At 37.6% G+C, this 17,388-nt stretch carries 14 protein-coding genes; 7 read left to right on the top strand and 7 right to left on the bottom strand.

Annotation, left to right across the window (positions count from 1 at the left end):
* Positions 1-1,647 precede the first annotated feature (1,647 nt).
* Genes ACFIK4_RS08510 through ACFIK4_RS08500 form a run of 3 tightly spaced genes read right to left on the bottom strand, consistent with a single transcriptional unit; the run spans position 1,648 to position 4,201 of the window.
* Complete coding sequence (locus tag ACFIK4_RS08510; RefSeq protein ID WP_375613291.1) at positions 1,648-2,565, bottom strand: metal ABC transporter solute-binding protein, Zn/Mn family; 918 nt, start codon at positions 2,563-2,565, stop codon at positions 1,648-1,650.
* 10 nt (positions 2,566-2,575) lie between these two features.
* Positions 2,576-3,445 carry a metal ABC transporter permease gene (locus ACFIK4_RS08505; RefSeq protein ID WP_375613292.1) on the bottom strand — a complete coding sequence of 290 codons (870 nt, stop codon included), beginning with the start codon at positions 3,443-3,445 and terminating at the stop codon, positions 2,576-2,578.
* A 3-nt stretch (positions 3,446-3,448) separates the two neighbouring features.
* Positions 3,449-4,201, bottom strand: a complete 753-nt coding sequence (locus ACFIK4_RS08500; RefSeq protein WP_375613293.1) for an ABC transporter ATP-binding protein — start codon at positions 4,199-4,201, stop codon at positions 3,449-3,451.
* A 680-nt stretch (positions 4,202-4,881) separates the two neighbouring features.
* Between ACFIK4_RS08500 and nrdH the strand changes: the two genes are divergently transcribed.
* From nrdH to nrdF, 4 genes are read left to right on the top strand one after another with little or no spacing between them, the layout of a single operon-like run.
* Entirely contained in the window at positions 4,882-5,106 is a 225-nt protein-coding gene (nrdH, locus tag ACFIK4_RS08495; RefSeq protein WP_005774163.1) for a glutaredoxin-like protein NrdH, read from the top strand.
* Complete coding sequence (gene nrdI, locus ACFIK4_RS08490) at positions 5,106-5,504, top strand: class Ib ribonucleoside-diphosphate reductase assembly flavoprotein NrdI (protein WP_375613294.1); 399 nt, start codon at positions 5,106-5,108, stop codon at positions 5,502-5,504. Before nrdH ends, nrdI begins: the two co-directional genes overlap by 1 nt.
* Positions 5,486-7,636 carry a class 1b ribonucleoside-diphosphate reductase subunit alpha gene (gene nrdE, locus ACFIK4_RS08485; RefSeq protein ID WP_375638354.1) on the top strand — a complete coding sequence of 717 codons (2,151 nt, stop codon included), beginning with the start codon at positions 5,486-5,488 and terminating at the stop codon, positions 7,634-7,636. The genes nrdI and nrdE overlap by 19 nt, the downstream gene beginning before the upstream one ends.
* Positions 7,637-7,647: 11 nt before the next feature.
* Positions 7,648-8,622 (top strand): class 1b ribonucleoside-diphosphate reductase subunit beta, encoded by a 975-nt coding sequence (gene nrdF / locus ACFIK4_RS08480; RefSeq protein ID WP_273722534.1) that lies wholly within the window; start codon positions 7,648-7,650, stop codon positions 8,620-8,622.
* Here nrdF and prmC read toward each other — a convergent pair.
* From prmC to secA, 4 genes are all read right to left on the bottom strand, one after another.
* Positions 8,619-9,485: a peptide chain release factor N(5)-glutamine methyltransferase gene (prmC, locus tag ACFIK4_RS08475; protein ID WP_375613295.1), complete on the bottom strand. Its 867-nt coding sequence runs from the start codon at positions 9,483-9,485 to the stop codon at positions 8,619-8,621. The two genes, nrdF and prmC, sit on opposite strands and share 4 nt — an antisense overlap.
* Positions 9,482-10,558: a peptide chain release factor 1 gene (gene prfA / locus ACFIK4_RS08470; protein WP_375668321.1), complete on the bottom strand. Its 1,077-nt coding sequence runs from the start codon at positions 10,556-10,558 to the stop codon at positions 9,482-9,484. Before prfA ends, prmC begins: the two co-directional genes overlap by 4 nt.
* A 222-nt stretch (positions 10,559-10,780) precedes the next feature.
* Positions 10,781-11,272, bottom strand: coding sequence for a Fur family transcriptional regulator (locus ACFIK4_RS08465; RefSeq protein ID WP_375611830.1), 492 nt, complete (start codon positions 11,270-11,272; stop codon positions 10,781-10,783).
* Complete coding sequence (gene secA, locus ACFIK4_RS08460; protein WP_375675750.1) at positions 11,211-13,928, bottom strand: preprotein translocase subunit SecA; 2,718 nt, start codon at positions 13,926-13,928, stop codon at positions 11,211-11,213. Before secA ends, ACFIK4_RS08465 begins: the two co-directional genes overlap by 62 nt.
* Before the next feature lie 435 nt (positions 13,929-14,363).
* Between secA and ACFIK4_RS08455 the strand changes: the two genes are divergently transcribed.
* From ACFIK4_RS08455 to mutT, 3 genes are all read left to right on the top strand, one after another.
* Complete coding sequence (locus ACFIK4_RS08455; RefSeq protein WP_375611828.1) at positions 14,364-15,317, top strand: peptidylprolyl isomerase; 954 nt, start codon at positions 14,364-14,366, stop codon at positions 15,315-15,317.
* Between the two features lie 129 nt (positions 15,318-15,446).
* Complete coding sequence (gene argJ, locus ACFIK4_RS08450; RefSeq protein WP_375613298.1) at positions 15,447-16,679, top strand: bifunctional glutamate N-acetyltransferase/amino-acid acetyltransferase ArgJ; 1,233 nt, start codon at positions 15,447-15,449, stop codon at positions 16,677-16,679.
* Positions 16,680-16,804: 125 nt separating this feature from the next.
* Positions 16,805-17,218, top strand: coding sequence for an 8-oxo-dGTP diphosphatase MutT (gene mutT / locus ACFIK4_RS08445; RefSeq protein ID WP_375627652.1), 414 nt, complete (start codon positions 16,805-16,807; stop codon positions 17,216-17,218).
* Positions 17,219-17,388 lie beyond the last annotated feature (170 nt).

The raw sequence follows: 17,388 nt of genomic DNA, 5'->3' as shown, positions 1-17,388 counted from the left end.
CATATTTTTACTCATTTATAATTTTGTTATAAAAAACAACATATTATAATATGTTTCTTGATGTAATAATTTATGTGTATTATAAAAGCAAATGAGAGAAATAGAGAGAAAAAATGAGTTACAGATAAGGAAGGATGCGCCCCATATCTGAGCTTTGATCCCTAACATAAGAAGTCTATTTGATGCACAAAATACGACGCTGTTCTAAATAATCTCTACGAGAATAGGCGCATTCTATCTTACCGCTGGCCATATGATCTAAAATAGTTTCAGAGCTCCTATAAGAAGCATTTGTTTTTTTTACCAATCACATAAATTAGAGAGAAACCTATGCGCGCATGCTGCAAGTTTATTTTTTCTCATGTAAATCACTATGCAATTCTCAGCAAGGGTATCTGATAAGTTGCAAAAAATCACTGAGAGATAGAAGGCGTGCTTGTTTTAGAATTTTCATTACTTTTAGCGATAAAAGCAGATGAAACACATCTGTAACATCTCATCGATCTTTTCTATATTCTTGAGTTAAAAATTGCCTGTAGATCATCCTCAAACAGATCTTTATGAATATAACATAAGGGATCGATGCGAATACCTATAAGAATCAGCAGGGACAAAGGCAGTTATGTTATTGTTTTACAAAGCATTCTATAAAAGCTGGTATATTTTTTCAATATATTGCCAGTTTATTAATGGTTTTATGATATTACTTTCTTATAAAGCGCGTGCTTTTTGTTGCTTATAAATCAACCTAAACTTTATACAGCAGTATGTTTGAGACAAATATGAAGACGGTTCAGTGCTGTATTCAGTTTTGTATGCCAAAGTAGAATAAGCTTATCTGCTTGTGTAATTTCTAAAATGAGGAGACAGCTTAATTTAGGGAGAATATGAAAGCATCAAATAAAAAATAGATTCTGTCTTTAGCATCATCTTTTAATTTAGTATTGCAATTTTCAAAAACATCTGAGCCAGTGTCTCTTACATAATGGCGATTAAGTATTGCCGAACACATTTTTTTACGTAATAGAATTGCATCTCTCATACAAAACAGAATACCTAAACAGAAGGCTATTGGGTTGCCAATTTACGCACTTTTTTTAAAAAATATCTTGCAAGGTTGTTCCAACTATTTTTTCACGCAGTCGTTTATAAGTAGTATAACATAAAATCCATTGTGTATCGCCATCTTTATGCTTATAAAAATGCAAGCTGGGGCCATTATCATACTCTCTTTCAGTCTCCAACATTGCAACAATTATTGTGTTGAGACTCTTCATAAGAGGTATTTTTTCTTCAAGTGGTTTTTATTCATACACTAATTCTACTTGCATGTTATAAATGAAGTTGGATAGATAAAAATACTTTAAGAAAGAGACACCAAATTCTTCTTATGAATCGTTTCAAGTGTCGAGAGTTATTGTAAAAAAAGCATTGAAAAATAGAATGCTACTGCTGACAGTTTGGGCACCATGAGGCAATAAATCCACTTACTTTATCTATCTTAGAATCTATAGAGTATAAATTTCTCTGTAAAAGTAACTTTATTTCATATCAATGTTATCAATTATAGCTGTTGGGGCATCATTAGTAACATAATCATAGACTTACGATTTTATGAACTCTTTTTTATCTCTTTTATAGAAGATCTTAATGTTTTGTGATAGCATCAATGATGGTATTCACATTATGTTCCATCATATCGAGATAAGTTGCTGCAGGGCCATTTTTGTTTGACAATGCATCAGAATAAAGTGTTCCACCAATTGTTAAGCCTGTTTCTTTTGCAATCTGTTTTATGAGACGGGGATTAGAGATATTTTCAACGAATAGGGCAGTTGCTTTATTCGCTTTAATTTGTTTTATAAGTTTAGCAACATCGGCTGCGGTTGCTTCAGTTTCTGTTGAAGCACTTTGAGGGGCAAGGATAGTAAAACCATATTCCTTGGCAAAATAGCCAAAGGCATCATGAGATGTGATAATGATACGTTTATCTTTAGGAATGGTAGCAATTTTTGTTTTCAGGGTATCTTGTGCTATTTTAAGTTTTTGGATGTAGGTTTCGGCATTTTTTTTGTAGCTGGTACAGGATTGTGGATCGATTTTACAAAAAGCAGCAGCGATATTCTTCACATAGATTTTGACATTGGGAATTGTTTGCCAAGCGTGTGGATCAATAACGCTGTGGTGGTGATGGGCATTATGTTCTTGATTTTTCATTTTGAGGGAGGGAATGTTAGCGCTAACTTCGACAAGAAGTGCTTTTGTACCACTTGCTGTAATGAGGCGATCAATAAATCCTTCTAAATGAAGCCCGTTGATGAAAATAATTTGAGCATTTCTAAGAGCCTGAGCATCATGGGGGGTAGGTTCATAAGTGTGAGTATTCGCATTGGGACCTACAAAAGTGGTCATAGAGATATGGTTGTCTCCTACATTTTTTACGAGATCTGCAAGAATAGAAAAGCTCGCAACAACTTTGATTTTATTGTGTGCAGAAGCAGAAAATGGAGAAAGGGCAAGCAATAAAGCTCCAAGAAGAACAAATTTTTGAGCAAACTTAGGCACATTTTTTTCCTTAAAGTGAGGAGGTATAAAAGAGGTGGGGAAACCATGTTACAATAAAGCCACGTGGACTTATCAAACAGGAAACAAGATAAATAAATCCTGCGGCAATGATGATAGCAGGGCCGGAGGGAAGTGAAAGATGAAAAGAAAGCAGGAGACCACATACGCTAGAAATGATTCCAAAAAGAGTGGAAAGCGCGCAAATAGGGCCTAGCCGTGAAAACCAAAAACGGGCTGTAATGGCTGGAATCATCATAATACCAACGGAAAGTAATGTTCCTAGTGATTGAAAGCCTCCAACCAGATTCAGCACCACAAGTCCAAGCAATGAAATATGAATATATTTACTCAATGGAGAGAGTGATTTAAAAAAGAGGGGGTCAAAGCTTTCTAAAACGAGTGCACGCCAAAAAATACAAAGGCTGCAGAGTGTAATCAGCATTATAGTAGTGATTAACCAAAGGGCTTGTGCATCAAGTGCAAGAACCGATCCGAATAAGAGATGAAGCAGCTCAATTGTTGAGTCTTTCAGTGAGATAATAATAACACCTGCCGCGAGTGCAATAAGATAAAAGACGGTCATGGATGCATCTTCTTTCTGAAAGCTGTTTCGTGAAATCAAAATGGTTGCTAAAGCAACAATAAGACCAGCGAAGATACCACCAAGTGTCATAGATATGAGGGAAAAGCCACAAATCAGAAAAGCAATTGCAACACCAGGAAGAATGGCATGAGAGATAGCATCTCCTGTCAAGCTCATTCCTCGGAGCATCAAAAACACACCAACAGGACAAGCGCTAATAGACAGAAAAATAGAACCGATAAGGGCGTTTTGCATAAATTGGAAATCAACAAAGGGGGCAAGAAAAAATGCATACACGTCTTATAACCTAAGAAAGAGAGGATCATTGATGAGAAGATTTTGTTTTTGTGCGCTAATAGGGAAAGAATTGGATGTGAGAGGTGGCATAACGTGATGAAGGGTGTTGTTTAAAAACTGTGTTGTTTCTCCATAAAAGGCGTTTTGTTGATCAATTTGAATCATTTGGGGGAAAAATTCTTGCACGATGAGAGGGTTATGGAGTGCGGTGAGAATTGTGCGTCCTTGCTGTTGCCAGTATGTGATCAGAGCAAGAAGGTCTTTTTGGGTATTATGATCTACACCATTGAAAGGTTCATCAAGTAAAATAATATTGGCATCTTGTACAATGATACGTGCAAAAAGAGCGCGTTGTAATTGCCCGCCTGATAATGTTTCAAGCGAACGGGGTGCGAGTTCTGTAAGCCCAACCATTTTAAGAGCATTTTGAATCTTAGAATCATAAGGGCGCTGATTCTTCCATAATCCACAAAAAGACCACAGTCCTGTTTTTACAAGCGTTTTCACATCAATTGGAAATGTTTGATCTATATTACATTGCTGAGCAAGATAAGCAATGCGGCTTTTTTTTGGTTTTGTAATTTTTCCTTTAAGAGGTTTAATCAATCCGGCGATGGCTTTTAGCAGTGTCGATTTTCCAGCGCCATTATCACCTGTTATTGCAACCAATGAACCAGCTTTTAACTTTGCTGAAAAGTTCTTTATTGCTATTCTATTCCTATAGCCTAATGTTGTTTTATTGAAGTGCAGATCCATATTTTTTACCATCGTTGCTTATTATTTTGGAAACTATGTAATAATATAACGTTTGTCAACAAAATGTTATATTATTACATAGTTTTGAGTACTGAAAATTTTAGTGGGAAGATCGTGGAAAATTAAAAATAATAATTGAATTCACCTTGACGAAAGAGAGAGAGTATATACTATATATAGTATCAAAATGATTGGTGATTCTAAATAAGCACAAAAGAGGGTGTTAGTGTGTTTCGTTTGGTATCTAAGTTATTTCCATTATTGTAAAGAGTTTATTGGCCAAAGGTATAGCAGTATTTTTACTGAAGGGTCTCTTTTGGAAGGATTTCCTTTCGTTTTTGTAATTGATTTTTGCCGTAAAAGAGCAAACAGAGCTCTTGAAAAACGGTAGTTTAGAACATTAGTTTTTTAGACAGCAGGAGGGAATTGTAATGCAAGCAAAAGATTGTTTTATAACTAGGGGGCTTTGCCATTTAAGTTGTAGAATAATCGCTTATTCTCATCATAGTTTTTGAAGTTATTTGATGAGGAATTCTGTTATGTTCAGGAAGCTGTGTATTATTTGAAAATAACCACATGTTTTGCGTACAATTTCTATTTTTTGTTATTCTTGAGTACCTATAAAATTATTAGATTGACCTTTCAGGGTTGATTGTTTGGAATTGTGAAAGTTGAAGAAAATGTCGATCACTATTTATAGCAAACCATCTTGTGTCCAATGTGATGCTACACGCCGCGCTTTTGATGCAAAAGGCATTCATTATCGTGTTGTTGATATTTCCTGTGATGAACAAGCATACAGTTTTGTTCAATCTCTGGGGTATCGTCAGGTTCCTGTCGTTGTTTGTGGTGAAAATCATTGGTCTGGTTTTAGACCAGATATGATTAGTGGTCTTTGTGCTTAATGGGGCTTATTGTTTATTATTCGAGTGCAACGGGTAATACAGAACATTTTGTCTCGCAGCTTGGGCAAAGACTCTTCAAAATTGATAAAAGAAAGCCTTCTGCATTGGTTGGTGAACCTTATGTATTGGTTGTTCCTACATATGCAGATGGTGAAGGAAGAGGGGCCGTGCCGAAAGCCGTTGTCCAGTTTCTTAATGAAGCTGAGAACCGAAAATTAATTTGTGGTGTTATTGGCGGTGGGAATCGTAATTTTGGTCGCTATTATAATCTAGCAAGTAAAATTATTGCTGAAAAATGTTGTGTACCTTGCCTTTATCGTTTTGAGCTGCGTGGAACTGATGAAGACGTTATTTATGTAAAAAAGGGATTGGAAAGATTTTGGAAACAATTGGTATAGGACAATCGCAGAAATCGGATCAGATTACTGATTATCATGCGTTGAATGCAATGCTTAATCTTTATGATGAAAATGGTCATATTCAATTTGATATGGATCGGCTTGCTGCGCGGCAATATTTTCTTCAGCATGTTAATCAAAATACAGTTTTTTTTCATAACCTGAAGGAAAAAGTAGATTACTTAATAGAGGAAGGTTATTATGAAAAAGCTTTATTTGAGCTTTATGATTTTTCTTTTATTAAAAAGCTTTTTAAACGTGCTTATGCATTTAAATTTCGTTTTCCTACCTTTTTAGGCGCATTTAAGTATTATACCAGCTATACACTGAAGACTTTTGATGGGAAACGTTATCTTGAACGTTATGAAGATCGCGTTTGTCTTGTAGCTTTATATTTGGCACAAGGGAATAAAGCTCTTGCTGAAAGTTTTGTGGATGAAATTATTACAGGACGTTTTCAACCGGCAACACCAACATTTTTAAATGCTGGGAAAAAACAACGAGGTGAATTGGTTTCGTGTTTTTTGCTACGTGTTGAAGATAATATGGAATCGATAGGTCGTTCGGTTAATTCGGCTTTGCAGCTTTCAAAACGTGGTGGAGGTGTGGCGCTTTGTTTAACGAATTTGCGGGAAGCAGGGGCGCCAATTAAGCAAATAGAAAATCAGTCCTCAGGTGTTTTACCGGTGATGAAACTCTTGGAAGATTCTTTTTCTTACGCCAATCAGCTTGGGGCACGACAGGGGGCTGGAGCTGTTTATTTGCATGCTCATCATTTAGATATTATGAAGTTTTTGGATACAAAGCGTGAAAATGCTGATGAAAAAGTTAGAATTAAAACGCTTTCGCTTGGTGTCGTTATTCCTGATATTACTTTTGAGCTTGCACGGAATAATGAGGATATGTATCTCTTCTCATCGTATGACATCGAGCGTGTGACAGGTAAGCCCTTTAGCGATATTTCTTTAACGGAGCATTATCGTTCTTTTGTTGATAATGCAAAGATTCGTAAAAAGAAAATAAGTGCACGCGTTTTTTTCCAGACATTAGCGGAAATTCAATTTGAGTCGGGTTATCCCTATATTTTATTTGAGGATACTGCTAATCGATCGAATCCGATAGCTGGGCGCATAAGTATGAGCAATTTATGTTCAGAAATTTTGCAGGTGAGTGAGGCGAGTGAACTGGAGACAGATTTAACTTATCGCACGATTGGAAGTGATATATCCTGTAATCTTGGATCCATGAATATTGCCAAAGCAATGGAAAGTCCTGATTTTGGACAGACCGTGGAATCTGCTGTTCGCGCTCTGACTGCTGTTTCGGATATGAGCAATATTGATTGTGTGCCTTCCATTGCGAAAGGCAATGCTGAAAGTCATGCGATTGGTTTGGGACAAATGAATTTGCATGGGTTTCTAGCGCGTGAGCAGATCTATTATGGGTCTCCAGAAGCGATTGATTTTACCAATATCTATTTTTATATTGTGACATATCACGCCATACGTGCTTCCAATTTAATTGCGCACGAACGTCAAGAAATGTTTGCAGGGTTTGAAAAATCAGCTTATGCAGATGGACGTTTTTTCGAGAAATATATTGAAAAAGAATGGAAACCGCAATTTGCGCTTGTGCAAGAGCTTTTTGCACGGAATAATATTGTTATTCCAGATCAAAAGGATTGGCAGGAACTCAAAAAATTAGTTATTGAGTACGGGCTTTATAATCGCAATCTACAGGCAGTTCCTCCCACGGGATCTATTTCCTATATTAATCATGCCACTTCCTCCATTCATCCGATTGCTTCAAAAATCGAAATTCGCAAAGAGGGAAAAATTGGGCGCGTTTATTATCCTGCTCCTTATATGGATAATACGAATTTGAATTTTTACCAAGATGCTTATGAGATTGGCCCTGAAAAAATTATAGATACCTATGCTGCGGCAACACAGCATGTTGATCAAGGTCTTTCATTAACATTATTTTTTCCTGATACGGCTACTACACGTGATATTAATCGCGCACAAATTTATGCCTGGAAAAAGGGGATAAAAAGTATTTACTATGTACGATTACGGCAAGTAGCATTGAGTGGAACAGAAGTAGATGGCTGTGTTTCGTGCAGTTTATAGGAGATCATCATATGACAAAGATTACAACCAAAAATCCTGTTGTGTGCGCTGTTAATTGGAATAGATTACATGATGAGAAAGATCTTGAAGTATGGAACCGCTTAACTGGGAATTTTTGGTTACCTGAGAAGGTTCCACTTTCCAATGACATTCCCTCATGGTCAAGCTTAACGGATGAAGAACGCAAGCTAACGATTCGTGTTTTTACAGGACTAACGCTTCTTGATACAATTCAAAACACTGTAGGAGCCATTTCGCTTCTGGCTGATGCGATAACAGAGCATGAGGAGGCAGTTTTGACGAATATTGCCTTCATGGAAGCGGTTCATGCACGTTCTTATTCCTCTATTTTTTCAACCCTTTGTTCGACGGTAGAAGTTGATGATGCGTTTAGATGGTCAGAAGAAAATATTCATTTGCAGAAAAAGGCTAGATTAGTACTTGAGCGTTATGAAGCAAATGATCCACTTAAGAAAAAAATTGCTTCGACTTTGCTGGAAAGCTTTTTATTTTATTCTGGTTTTTATTTGCCCATGTATTGGGCCAGTCGCGCTAAGTTGACCAATACAGCAGACCTCATTCGACTAATCATTCGTGATGAAGCAGTCCATGGTTATTATATAGGTTATAAATTCCAATTGGGCTTTGCAAAGCTTGATGAAGCCAAAAGACAAGAAATTAAAGATTTTGCTTTTAACCTGCTCTTTGATCTTTATAACATCGAGTGCAAATATACTGAAGATCTTTATGATGCGCTTGGATTGACAGAAGATGTTAAAATTTTTCTTCATTATAACGCTAACAAGGCTTTAATGAATTTAGGTTTTGAAGCTCTTTTCCCCCCTGAGGTTTGTCGTGTTAATCCCGCTATTTTGGCAGCTTTATCACCAAACTCTGACGAAAATCATGACTTTTTTTCAGGGGCAGGTTCTTCTTATGTCATTGGCAAGGCGGTTGCTACCACGGATGATGATTGGGAATTTTAATGTTTGCATGCAAATAGAAGTGCGCGGGGTATTCCACTGAGGTCTTTGCGCATTTCTAAACATTGGAAGCCATTTGTTTCAAACAAATTGCAAACTTCTTTTTCTTGAGAGTAACCAATTTCAACAGCGATAGTGCCGTTTTCTTTTAAGTAGTTGGCTGCTTCATGGGCGAGCTTTCGATAAAAATCAAGACCATCTTTTCCACCGACAAGAGCGCGCAATGGATCATGTAAGCGCACTTCTTTTGCAAGTTTTTTGATATCTTTTGCGGGGATATAAGGTGGATTGGAAACAATAAAATCAAAGCGATCTGTGACAGAATCAAACCAGTCGCTAAGAAGGGGTGTGAAGCGGTGTGCTACTTCAGCATTTTTTGCATTTTTTGTCGCTGTTTTAAGGGCATCTTCAGAAATATCGACAGCGACTGCATAGGATTGGGGAATTTGTTTAAGAATGGCAATGGCAATGGCGCCACTTCCTGTTCCCATATCAAGGAATGTTGTTCTTCTCGAATTTTCGATCTGTTTTTGGAGAAAAGGGAGAACAAGATCTATCAGCGTTTCTGTATCAGGGCGTGGTTCTAACGTCTCTTGAGATAATGTAAAAGATATACCATAAAATTCTCGTGCTCCTATAATACGGTAAACGGGTTCGCCTGCAATACGCCGTTGTAAAGCCTGTTCTATTTGTATAATATGCTCAGAAGATAGATGCATATCTGGTTTAGAAACTCTTTCAGCAGCATTTATTCCTGTTATCCATTCAATGAGTATTTTCGCATCGAGATTGGCTTCAGAAATTCCTTTCATGCGCAATTTTTCTTGAGTTTGTTGGATGACATTTTTGAAAGAATATTTGTTCAATTATTGTCCATTTCCATCAGGAGTGCTGTTTGGTGATCTGAGATGAGTGCATGAATAAGCTCATCAAGATCTCCCTCTAGAATGCGATCAAGCTTATACAAGGTTAGATTAATACGGTGATCCGTGACACGTCCTTGTGGAAAATTATAGGTACGAATACGTTCTGAGCGATCACCAGAACCAACTTGGCTTTTACGAGAAGCTGAACGTTCACTTTCCGCTTTTTGTCGTTCGATATCGAATAAGCGTGCCCGTAAAATTTGAAGGGCTCGTGCTCGGTTTTGATGTTGTGATTTTTCTGCTTGTACGACCATAATTCCTGTTGGAATATGCGTGATACGAACAGCTGAATCCGTTGTATTAACATGCTGTCCTCCTGCTCCAGATGCACGCATTGTGTCGATACGAATATCTTCAGGACGAATATCAATATCAATATCTTCAGCTTCTGGAAGCACAGCAACGGTAGCAGCAGATGTATGGATACGCCCACCTGTCTCTGTTTCTGGGATACGTTGCACACGATGAACCCCTGATTCATATTTCAATTTAGAAAAGACACCTTTTCCTGAAATGGTAGCAATAATCTCTTTATATCCGCCAACTTCCCCCTCACTAAGTGAAATAACTTCTACTTTCCAATTGTGAGCATGGGCATAACGTTCATACATGCGGAAAAGATCACCGGAAAAAAGTGCTGCTTCTGAGCCACCCGTTCCTGCTCGAATTTCAACAATAGCGTTTTTTTCATCAGCAACATCTTTAGGTAAAAGCAGAATCTGGAGTTCTTTTTCAAATTGCTCTACTTTTTTATATAACGATGGTAGCTCTTCCTGGGCAAGATTACGCATCTCTATATCTGTTTGTTTATCGTTGATAATCGTTTCTAATTCTGTAATCTCTTCGTAAAGAGCATTTAATGCGCGTATAGAGGTAATAACGGGTTGTAGTTCTGCATATTCAGAAGCTAATTTGACATATGTTTCAGCATTTGGATTCGTCGTCATTTGGTTTTCAATTATTTCAAAGCGCTTTTCAAGCTGTCTCATACGATCTTGTGGCAAGGAAACCATGATAATATTGGCCTAATTTTTCATAATACAATTTTTATAATATTTTGTTGCAATGATTGTTTGTTATAATATTGGCAATGAATTACCGTATAGCATCATACAAAGAGGGGTAATAAAGCAATTCTTTTTTTTTGCCAATGAAAACTATTATATTTTAAAGGTAAATTTTTATAAAATTTGATTTGCCTGAGGTATTTTATCTAATGATATATGATCACTTTTTTAAGAGTTTTTTTTTCCGTAAAGTTCAAGGCGGTGATGAATAATATCATAGCCAAGGGATTTTGCAATTTCCTCTTGCAGCTTTTCAATAACATCAGAATGAAACTCGATAACTTGTCCTGTTTCTATATCAATTAGATGATCATGATGTTGCCCATCTGCTTGCTCAAAACGAGATGGACCACCACTAAAGCTATGGCGATGAATTGTTCCATTTCCTTCTAATATTTTCATGGTTCGATAAACAGTTGAGAGTGAAATATTCGAATCTATTTTGTTTGCACGCTGAAAAATTTCAAATGCATTAGGATGATCATTTGTATCAGTCAAAATATCAAGAATAACTCGTCGTTGACGTGTTACTCTTAAACCAGCTGTGCGCAATTCTTGCTCATAATTTCGCTTTTTATTCATTTGCATAGTTTGCTTTTCAAACAAAGGCTCCATGACAGTGTTTGTATTTTTTCTCTGAACCGCAAGGACAACGCTCATTACGTCCAACTTTTCCCCATGTGGTTATATCGTTAGGGTCACGATCTTGTGGATTAACAAATCTATTTTCTTGTGATCGTGCCCATAAGGTGGGAGCATTTTCTTGACTTTGATCATTAAAGACAGAAGAAGCAGCATCAGTTTGCTCAGGTATGGTCGGTTCTGTGGGGTGTTGAATGATTTCAAAGCGCATAAGCTTAGAAGTGACAATTCGGCGCAAATTTTTCAACATACTTTGAAAGAGTTCAAATGATTCTGTCTTATATTCATTGAGCGGATCCCGCTGCGCATAACCACGAAAACCAACAACAGAACGCAAATGGTCTAAACTCACCAGATGTTCACGCCATAACGTGTCAATAGTTTCGAGCAATACTGCTTTGTGAAAATAAGCCATAACTTCTGGAGAATATCGTTCAGTACGCTCATTTTCAAGTTTTGTAACAGCATTTGATACACGCTCTAGAATTTGCTCCTCGGCAATTCCATCTTCTTTTGCCCATTCTTCCACTGGAAGCTCAAGATTAAAGAGTTGTTGAAGCTCTTCTTCGAGAGTTTTTGCATCCCATTTTTCAGAATATGTCCCTGATGGAATATAAGCCTCTACGAGATCCTCTACGACTTCATTACGCATTTCAAGGATCATTTCTGATAAATCATCTGCATTCATGACCTCCATACGCTGTTCAAAAATAACCTTGCGTTGATCATTCATGACATCATCATATTTTAGCAGATTTTTACGAATTTCAAAGTTTCGTGCTTCGACCTTTTTTTGTGCTTTTTCAAGGGCTTTATTAATCCATGGATGGATAATAGCTTCATTTTCTTTCAATCCAAGTTTTTGCAGCATACCATCCATACGGTTAGAGCCAAAGATACGCATAAGATCATCTTGAAGAGAGAGAAAGAATTTTGAGCGACCAGGATCGCCTTGGCGACCAGAACGTCCACGAAGCTGGTTATCAATACGACGGCTTTCATGACGTTCAGTAGCGATAACGTAAAGCCCTCCAGCCGCTAAAGCTTTTTCTTTAAGCTTCTGAACATCTCTTTTTATTTCTTCAATTTTAGCTGTCCGCTCTGGACCTTCCGGGATATCCTGTAACTCTTGTCGGATGCGCATTTCAACATTACCACCAAGCTGTATATCCGTACCGCGTCCTGCCATGTTGGTTGCAATGGTGAGAGCTCTAGGAACTCCTGCTTGCGCAATGATATATGCTTCTTGTTCGTGATAGCGAGCATTTAAGACTCTAAAATCGGTAATGCCTTCTTTTCGCAAACGCTCTGCCAATTGTTCTGACTTTTCAATAGAGGTTGTTCCAACAAGAATAGGCTGTTCTTTTTCATGAGCTTGACGGATATCACGCACAATTGCCCGATATTTCTCTTCTGCTGTTCGATAAATCTCATCATCTTCATCAATACGTTGTATTGGCAAATTTGTAGGGACTTCGACAACGTCAAGACCATAAATATTTCTGAATTCTTCGGCTTCTGTTGTTGCAGTTCCAGTCATGCCAGATAATTTTCTATACATACGGAAGTAATTTTGGAAAGTGATGGAAGCAAGTGTCTGGTTTTCTGGTTGAATAGCAACATGCTCTTTAGCTTCTAACGCTTGATGAAGTCCTTCAGAATAACGCCGCCCAGGCATCATTCGCCCTGTAAATTCGTCAATAATAACGATTTCATCATTGCGAACAATATAATCTTTATCGCGAGCAAACAGTTTATGAGCTTTTAGAGCATTATTGACATGATGAACGATAGCGACATTTTCTATGTCATAAAGACTCTCACCTTTAAGATGTCCAGCTTGTTCGAGCATTTTTTCAATTTTTTCAGTACCAACTTCGGTAAAGGTCGTTGTTTTTTGTTTTTCGTCTATTTCATAGTCTTCTGGAGTTAAGGCAGGAATAAATGTATCAATAAGGTTATAGAAGTCAGTACGATCTTCTAGAGGACCAGAAATAATAAGGGGGGTACGGGCTTCATCAATAAGAATCGAATCAACTTCATCAACAATTGCGTAATGATGTCCACGTTGGACCATTTGACTATGATCGAAGGCCATATTATCACGCAAATAATCAAAACCTAGTTCATTATTTGTGGCATAGGTGATGTCGCATGCATAGGCCTCTCGGCGGGCATCACTATCAAGATCATGAAGAATCACGCCTGTTGTAAGCCCTAGAAAACTAAAAATTTTCCCCATTGTTTCAGCATCACGACTGGCGAGATAATCGTTTACTGTCACAACATGAACGCCTTTACCTTCCAATGCATTGAGATAAATTGGTAGAGTTGCCATTAATGTTTTACCTTCACCAGTACGCATTTCAGCTATGCCGCAGTCGTGAAGGACCATTCCACCAATAAGTTGCACGTCAAAAGGACGCATGTCATAAACACGTTTTGCGGCTTCACGAACAGTCGCGAAAGCTTCTGGTAAGAGCAAATCAACACTCTCACCTTCACTAAGACGTTTACGAAAGGCATCTGTTTTTTGGCAAAGCTGCTCATCACTTAATTTTACGAATTGTTCTTCCAAAGCATTAATTTGTGCAACTTTTTGGCGGAGTGCTTTGAGATGTCGCTCATGAGCTGAACCAAAAAACTTACGGGCAAAAACACCTAAACTGACCATCTCTGGCCCTTTCTTTTAATTGTTGTCACTCTTGTTGGGTAATTCATACGCTCTCCCCATACTCTACATTTTCTTCAAATTATCTGATATCATTAGTGACATCATGAAATGCAGATGGTACCATTATACTTGCTGGTGTGCAATTTTTCACTCTAATTGTAAAGTAGAGATAAGAGGCTAAGCGCTTTATGTCAACTTTAAGTATGCTATTTAACTGATACAATACAAAGTAATTTAAGATACAATATGTCATTTTTCTCTATTATCATGTTTTTCATCTGCATTAGATAGGATTGGAGAAACTGAGATAAAAGGATAATTTTATACTTTTTTTAAATAAAATTACTAATTTATTTCTCTATGTTTAAAGATTAAAGTGTTATGGTAAAGAAAATTGGAATCTTGAACCTGCCTTCATTTTTAAGGAGTATATTTATGAAATTTAACTTTATCACGCTTTTTTTAGCATCAACTTTATTGGCAAGTACAAGTTTAGGGGTGAGTGCTCAAGAAGGTTTGAATTCATCGTCGAGTGATTTAAAGACTTTAGAGAAAGCTTCTGAAAAAGCCGTTTCTCCTTCTCATGTTATGGCGGTTATTGATGGGAAAAATATTACAGCAGGCCAATTGGATGATTTAGCGCTTGAAATAAATCCTAATTTAGCACGTTTTCCTGATGAACAACGCCGTATGATGGTTCTAAAAGCTTATTTAGATATGCAGGCCCTCGCAAAAGCAGCAAGAAGCAAAGGTCTTGATAAGACAGAAGCTTACGATAAACGTATGGCAGTCATGCGTGACAATGTTCTTCAACAGCTTTATTTTAAACAGGCGATTGTTGATAAAATATCGGATACTGATTTGGAAGCTCTTTATAAGCAAGAAGTTGCTGCTTTACCTAAAGAGGATGAGGTTAAAGCGCGTCATATTTTGGTCAAAACGAGAAAAGAAGCAGAAGCTATCATTAAGCATTTAAATAAAGGCGAAAATTTTGAAGAGATTGCAAAGAAAAGTTCAACAGATGGTTCTGCTGCCGTTGGGGGTGATCTTGGTTATTTTAGCCATGGTCAAATGGTCAAGCCTTTTGAAGATGCCGCATTTGGTTTGAAAGTTGGCGAATACACAAAACAACCCGTTGAAAGTCCTTTTGGTTGGCATATTATTAAATTAGAAGATCGTCGTGTAAAACAACCGCCTGCATTTGATGATGTTAAAGAGATGTTGCGGACACAGCTGATAAAAAAGCGCTATCAAGAACTGATTGTTGATTTGCGTAGCAAGATAGATGTGAAATACCCTGATCCTAATGTTACAAAAATCATGGAATCGCTTCATCAAAATGGGACGCTACTTCCCGATGAGACATCTGATGAAGAAGATACGGAATAGCTAGTAAAAATAAGTAGATAGCCTCTTTAATAGATAATTTGCTAGGTTAGTTTTGTTCAAAAAGCCTAGCAGTTTTCTATGAGAGGTTATTGATCTGCAATCATTTCATTTTTTTATAGAAAGCATATTGTGGTTTTGAAAATCTCTCCTTTGTCGCCTCAAAAGATCCAAGAGCTTTCTCCATTATCTGGTGTACGGATAGCAACAGCTGAAGCTGGGATTAAATATAAAGATCGTACAGATCTTCTTTTCATCATATTCGATAAGCCAGTGAGTGTGGCCGGTGTTTTTACCCGTTCAAAATGTCCATCTTCCCCTGTAGAGCATTGTCGTGCATCGCTTCCTCATGGGGTTGCGAGGGGTGTTGTTGTGAATTCTGGAAATGCAAATGCTTTTACAGGAAGCAAAGGAAAGCACACAACCGATGCAATTATTTGTGCAGCAGCGAACGCTTTAAAGGTTAGAGAAGATGAAATTTTTATAGCTTCTACGGGTGTTATTGGTGAGCCAATGGATGCATCGGGTATTGTCAATCTTTTACCAAGTATGACAGAGACAGCAGAAGAGGGAAATTGGTTGGAAGCTGCAAAAGCCATAATGACAACGGACACATTTCCAAAACTTGCGACCCGCACTTTTGACTGTGGGGGAGAGCGTGTTACCATTAATGGAATTGCAAAAGGTGCTGGTATGATTGCACCCGATATGGCGACAATGCTGTCATTTGTGGTTAGTGATGCTACCATTTCTTCGGATGCACTCCAATCCATGTTATCAGAGGCAGTTGAGGGTTCTTTCAATTCAATTACTGTTGATAGCGATACCTCAACTTCAGATACGCTTATGTTGTTTGCGACAGGAAAAGAACATTTTCCATGTCTTACAAGTAAATCTGATCCGCGTTATGGGGTTTTTGTGAAACAATTGAGTGCACTTCTGCATGAACTTGCACTACAAGTTGTTTGTGATGGTGAAGGTGCTCGTCATTTAATTGAGGTTAATGTGGTGGGTGCTACAACAAATAATGCAGCTAAAACTATTGCTTTATCAATTGCAAATTCACCGCTCGTAAAAACGGCTATTGCCGGTGAAGATGCGAATTGGGGGCGGGTCGTTATGGCAGTTGGGAAGGCCGGTGTTGAAGTCGATCGTGATCTATTGACGATTTGGTTTGGTGAGCATCGTGTGGCCGTGAATGGCGTACGAGATCCTGAGTATTGTGAAGAGACAATAGGTACTTATATGCAAGGTAAACACATCACGATTCGTGTTGATATCGGTTTGGGTAAGAGTACGGCGACGGTTTGGTCTTGCGATTTAACAAAAGAGTACGTTATGATCAATAGCGATTACAGAAGTTAATGGATGCACTTTATATTTAACAGTTTATTATTTTTCAGAGCAAATGGGGTATGTGAGCTCTTTTAGGAGCAGAGGGGATATGATAGAAAAGTCAGTTATCTTTATGTTCCCTATTGGGGAGTGATATGTGTATGAAAAGTTCCATTCTTCTTGTTGTTGCATGTGCACTGTTAGATCAGAATAATCGTGTTTTGCTTACACAGCGTCCTGAAGGAAAATCATTGGCTGGTTTATGGGAGTTCCCTGGTGGCAAGGTTGAGCAAGGTGAAACTCCGGAAGCATCATTGATTCGTGAATTAGAGGAAGAGCTTGGTATTTATGTTCAACCAAATAATTTACACCCTTTAACATTTGCAAGTCATAGCTATAAAACATTTCATCTCTTAATGCCATTGTATCTTTGTGACCATTATGAGGGCGTTGCGCAAGGACGAGAGGGCCAAAATTTAGAATGGGTTTTTATTAATGATCTTGATAAATACCCTATGCCTGATGCTGATAAACCATTGGTTCAGGTATTGAAAAATCATCTTCTTTAATGTGTTATAAGAAGAAAATATAATTCAATATATTGATTTAAAATAATAATTTATATTTTTTATGTTGAATGGGAAAGTCCAGGGTCATAAAAATTTTCTCATTTCAAATCTGTTTTATGTTAAATTAGTCAAAACCATTCTTTTGCACGTTCCAAGCGGGGCGGGTCATG

Origin of the sequence: Bartonella sp. AP9QHHD (assembly GCF_042195625.1) — a bacterium.
Taxonomy (GTDB): domain Bacteria; phylum Pseudomonadota; class Alphaproteobacteria; order Rhizobiales; family Rhizobiaceae; genus Bartonella.
Note: the sequence above shows the minus strand (reverse complement) of the source record. Positions and strands in the feature narration are given on the sequence as shown.

What these genes read in the sequence shown, in the direction of transcription:
- nrdI (WP_375613294.1), top strand. Translation starts at nt 5,106, where the DNA reads ATGGGGCTTATTGTTTATTATTCGAGTGCAACGGGTAATACAGAACAT.
- ACFIK4_RS08465 (WP_375611830.1), bottom strand. Translation starts at nt 11,272, where the DNA reads ATGAGCGTTGTCCTTGCGGTTCAGAGAAAAAATACAAACACTGTCATG.
- ACFIK4_RS08500 (WP_375613293.1), bottom strand. Translation starts at nt 4,201, where the DNA reads ATGGATCTGCACTTCAATAAAACAACATTAGGCTATAGGAATAGAATA.
- nrdF (WP_273722534.1), top strand. Translation starts at nt 7,648, where the DNA reads ATGACAAAGATTACAACCAAAAATCCTGTTGTGTGCGCTGTTAATTGG.
- ACFIK4_RS08455 (WP_375611828.1), top strand. Translation starts at nt 14,364, where the DNA reads ATGAAATTTAACTTTATCACGCTTTTTTTAGCATCAACTTTATTGGCA.
- prfA (WP_375668321.1), bottom strand. Translation starts at nt 10,558, where the DNA reads ATGGTTTCCTTGCCACAAGATCGTATGAGACAGCTTGAAAAGCGCTTT.
- mutT (WP_375627652.1), top strand. Translation starts at nt 16,805, where the DNA reads ATGTGTATGAAAAGTTCCATTCTTCTTGTTGTTGCATGTGCACTGTTA.
- nrdH (WP_005774163.1), top strand. Translation starts at nt 4,882, where the DNA reads ATGTCGATCACTATTTATAGCAAACCATCTTGTGTCCAATGTGATGCT.
- secA (WP_375675750.1), bottom strand. Translation starts at nt 13,928, where the DNA reads ATGGTCAGTTTAGGTGTTTTTGCCCGTAAGTTTTTTGGTTCAGCTCAT.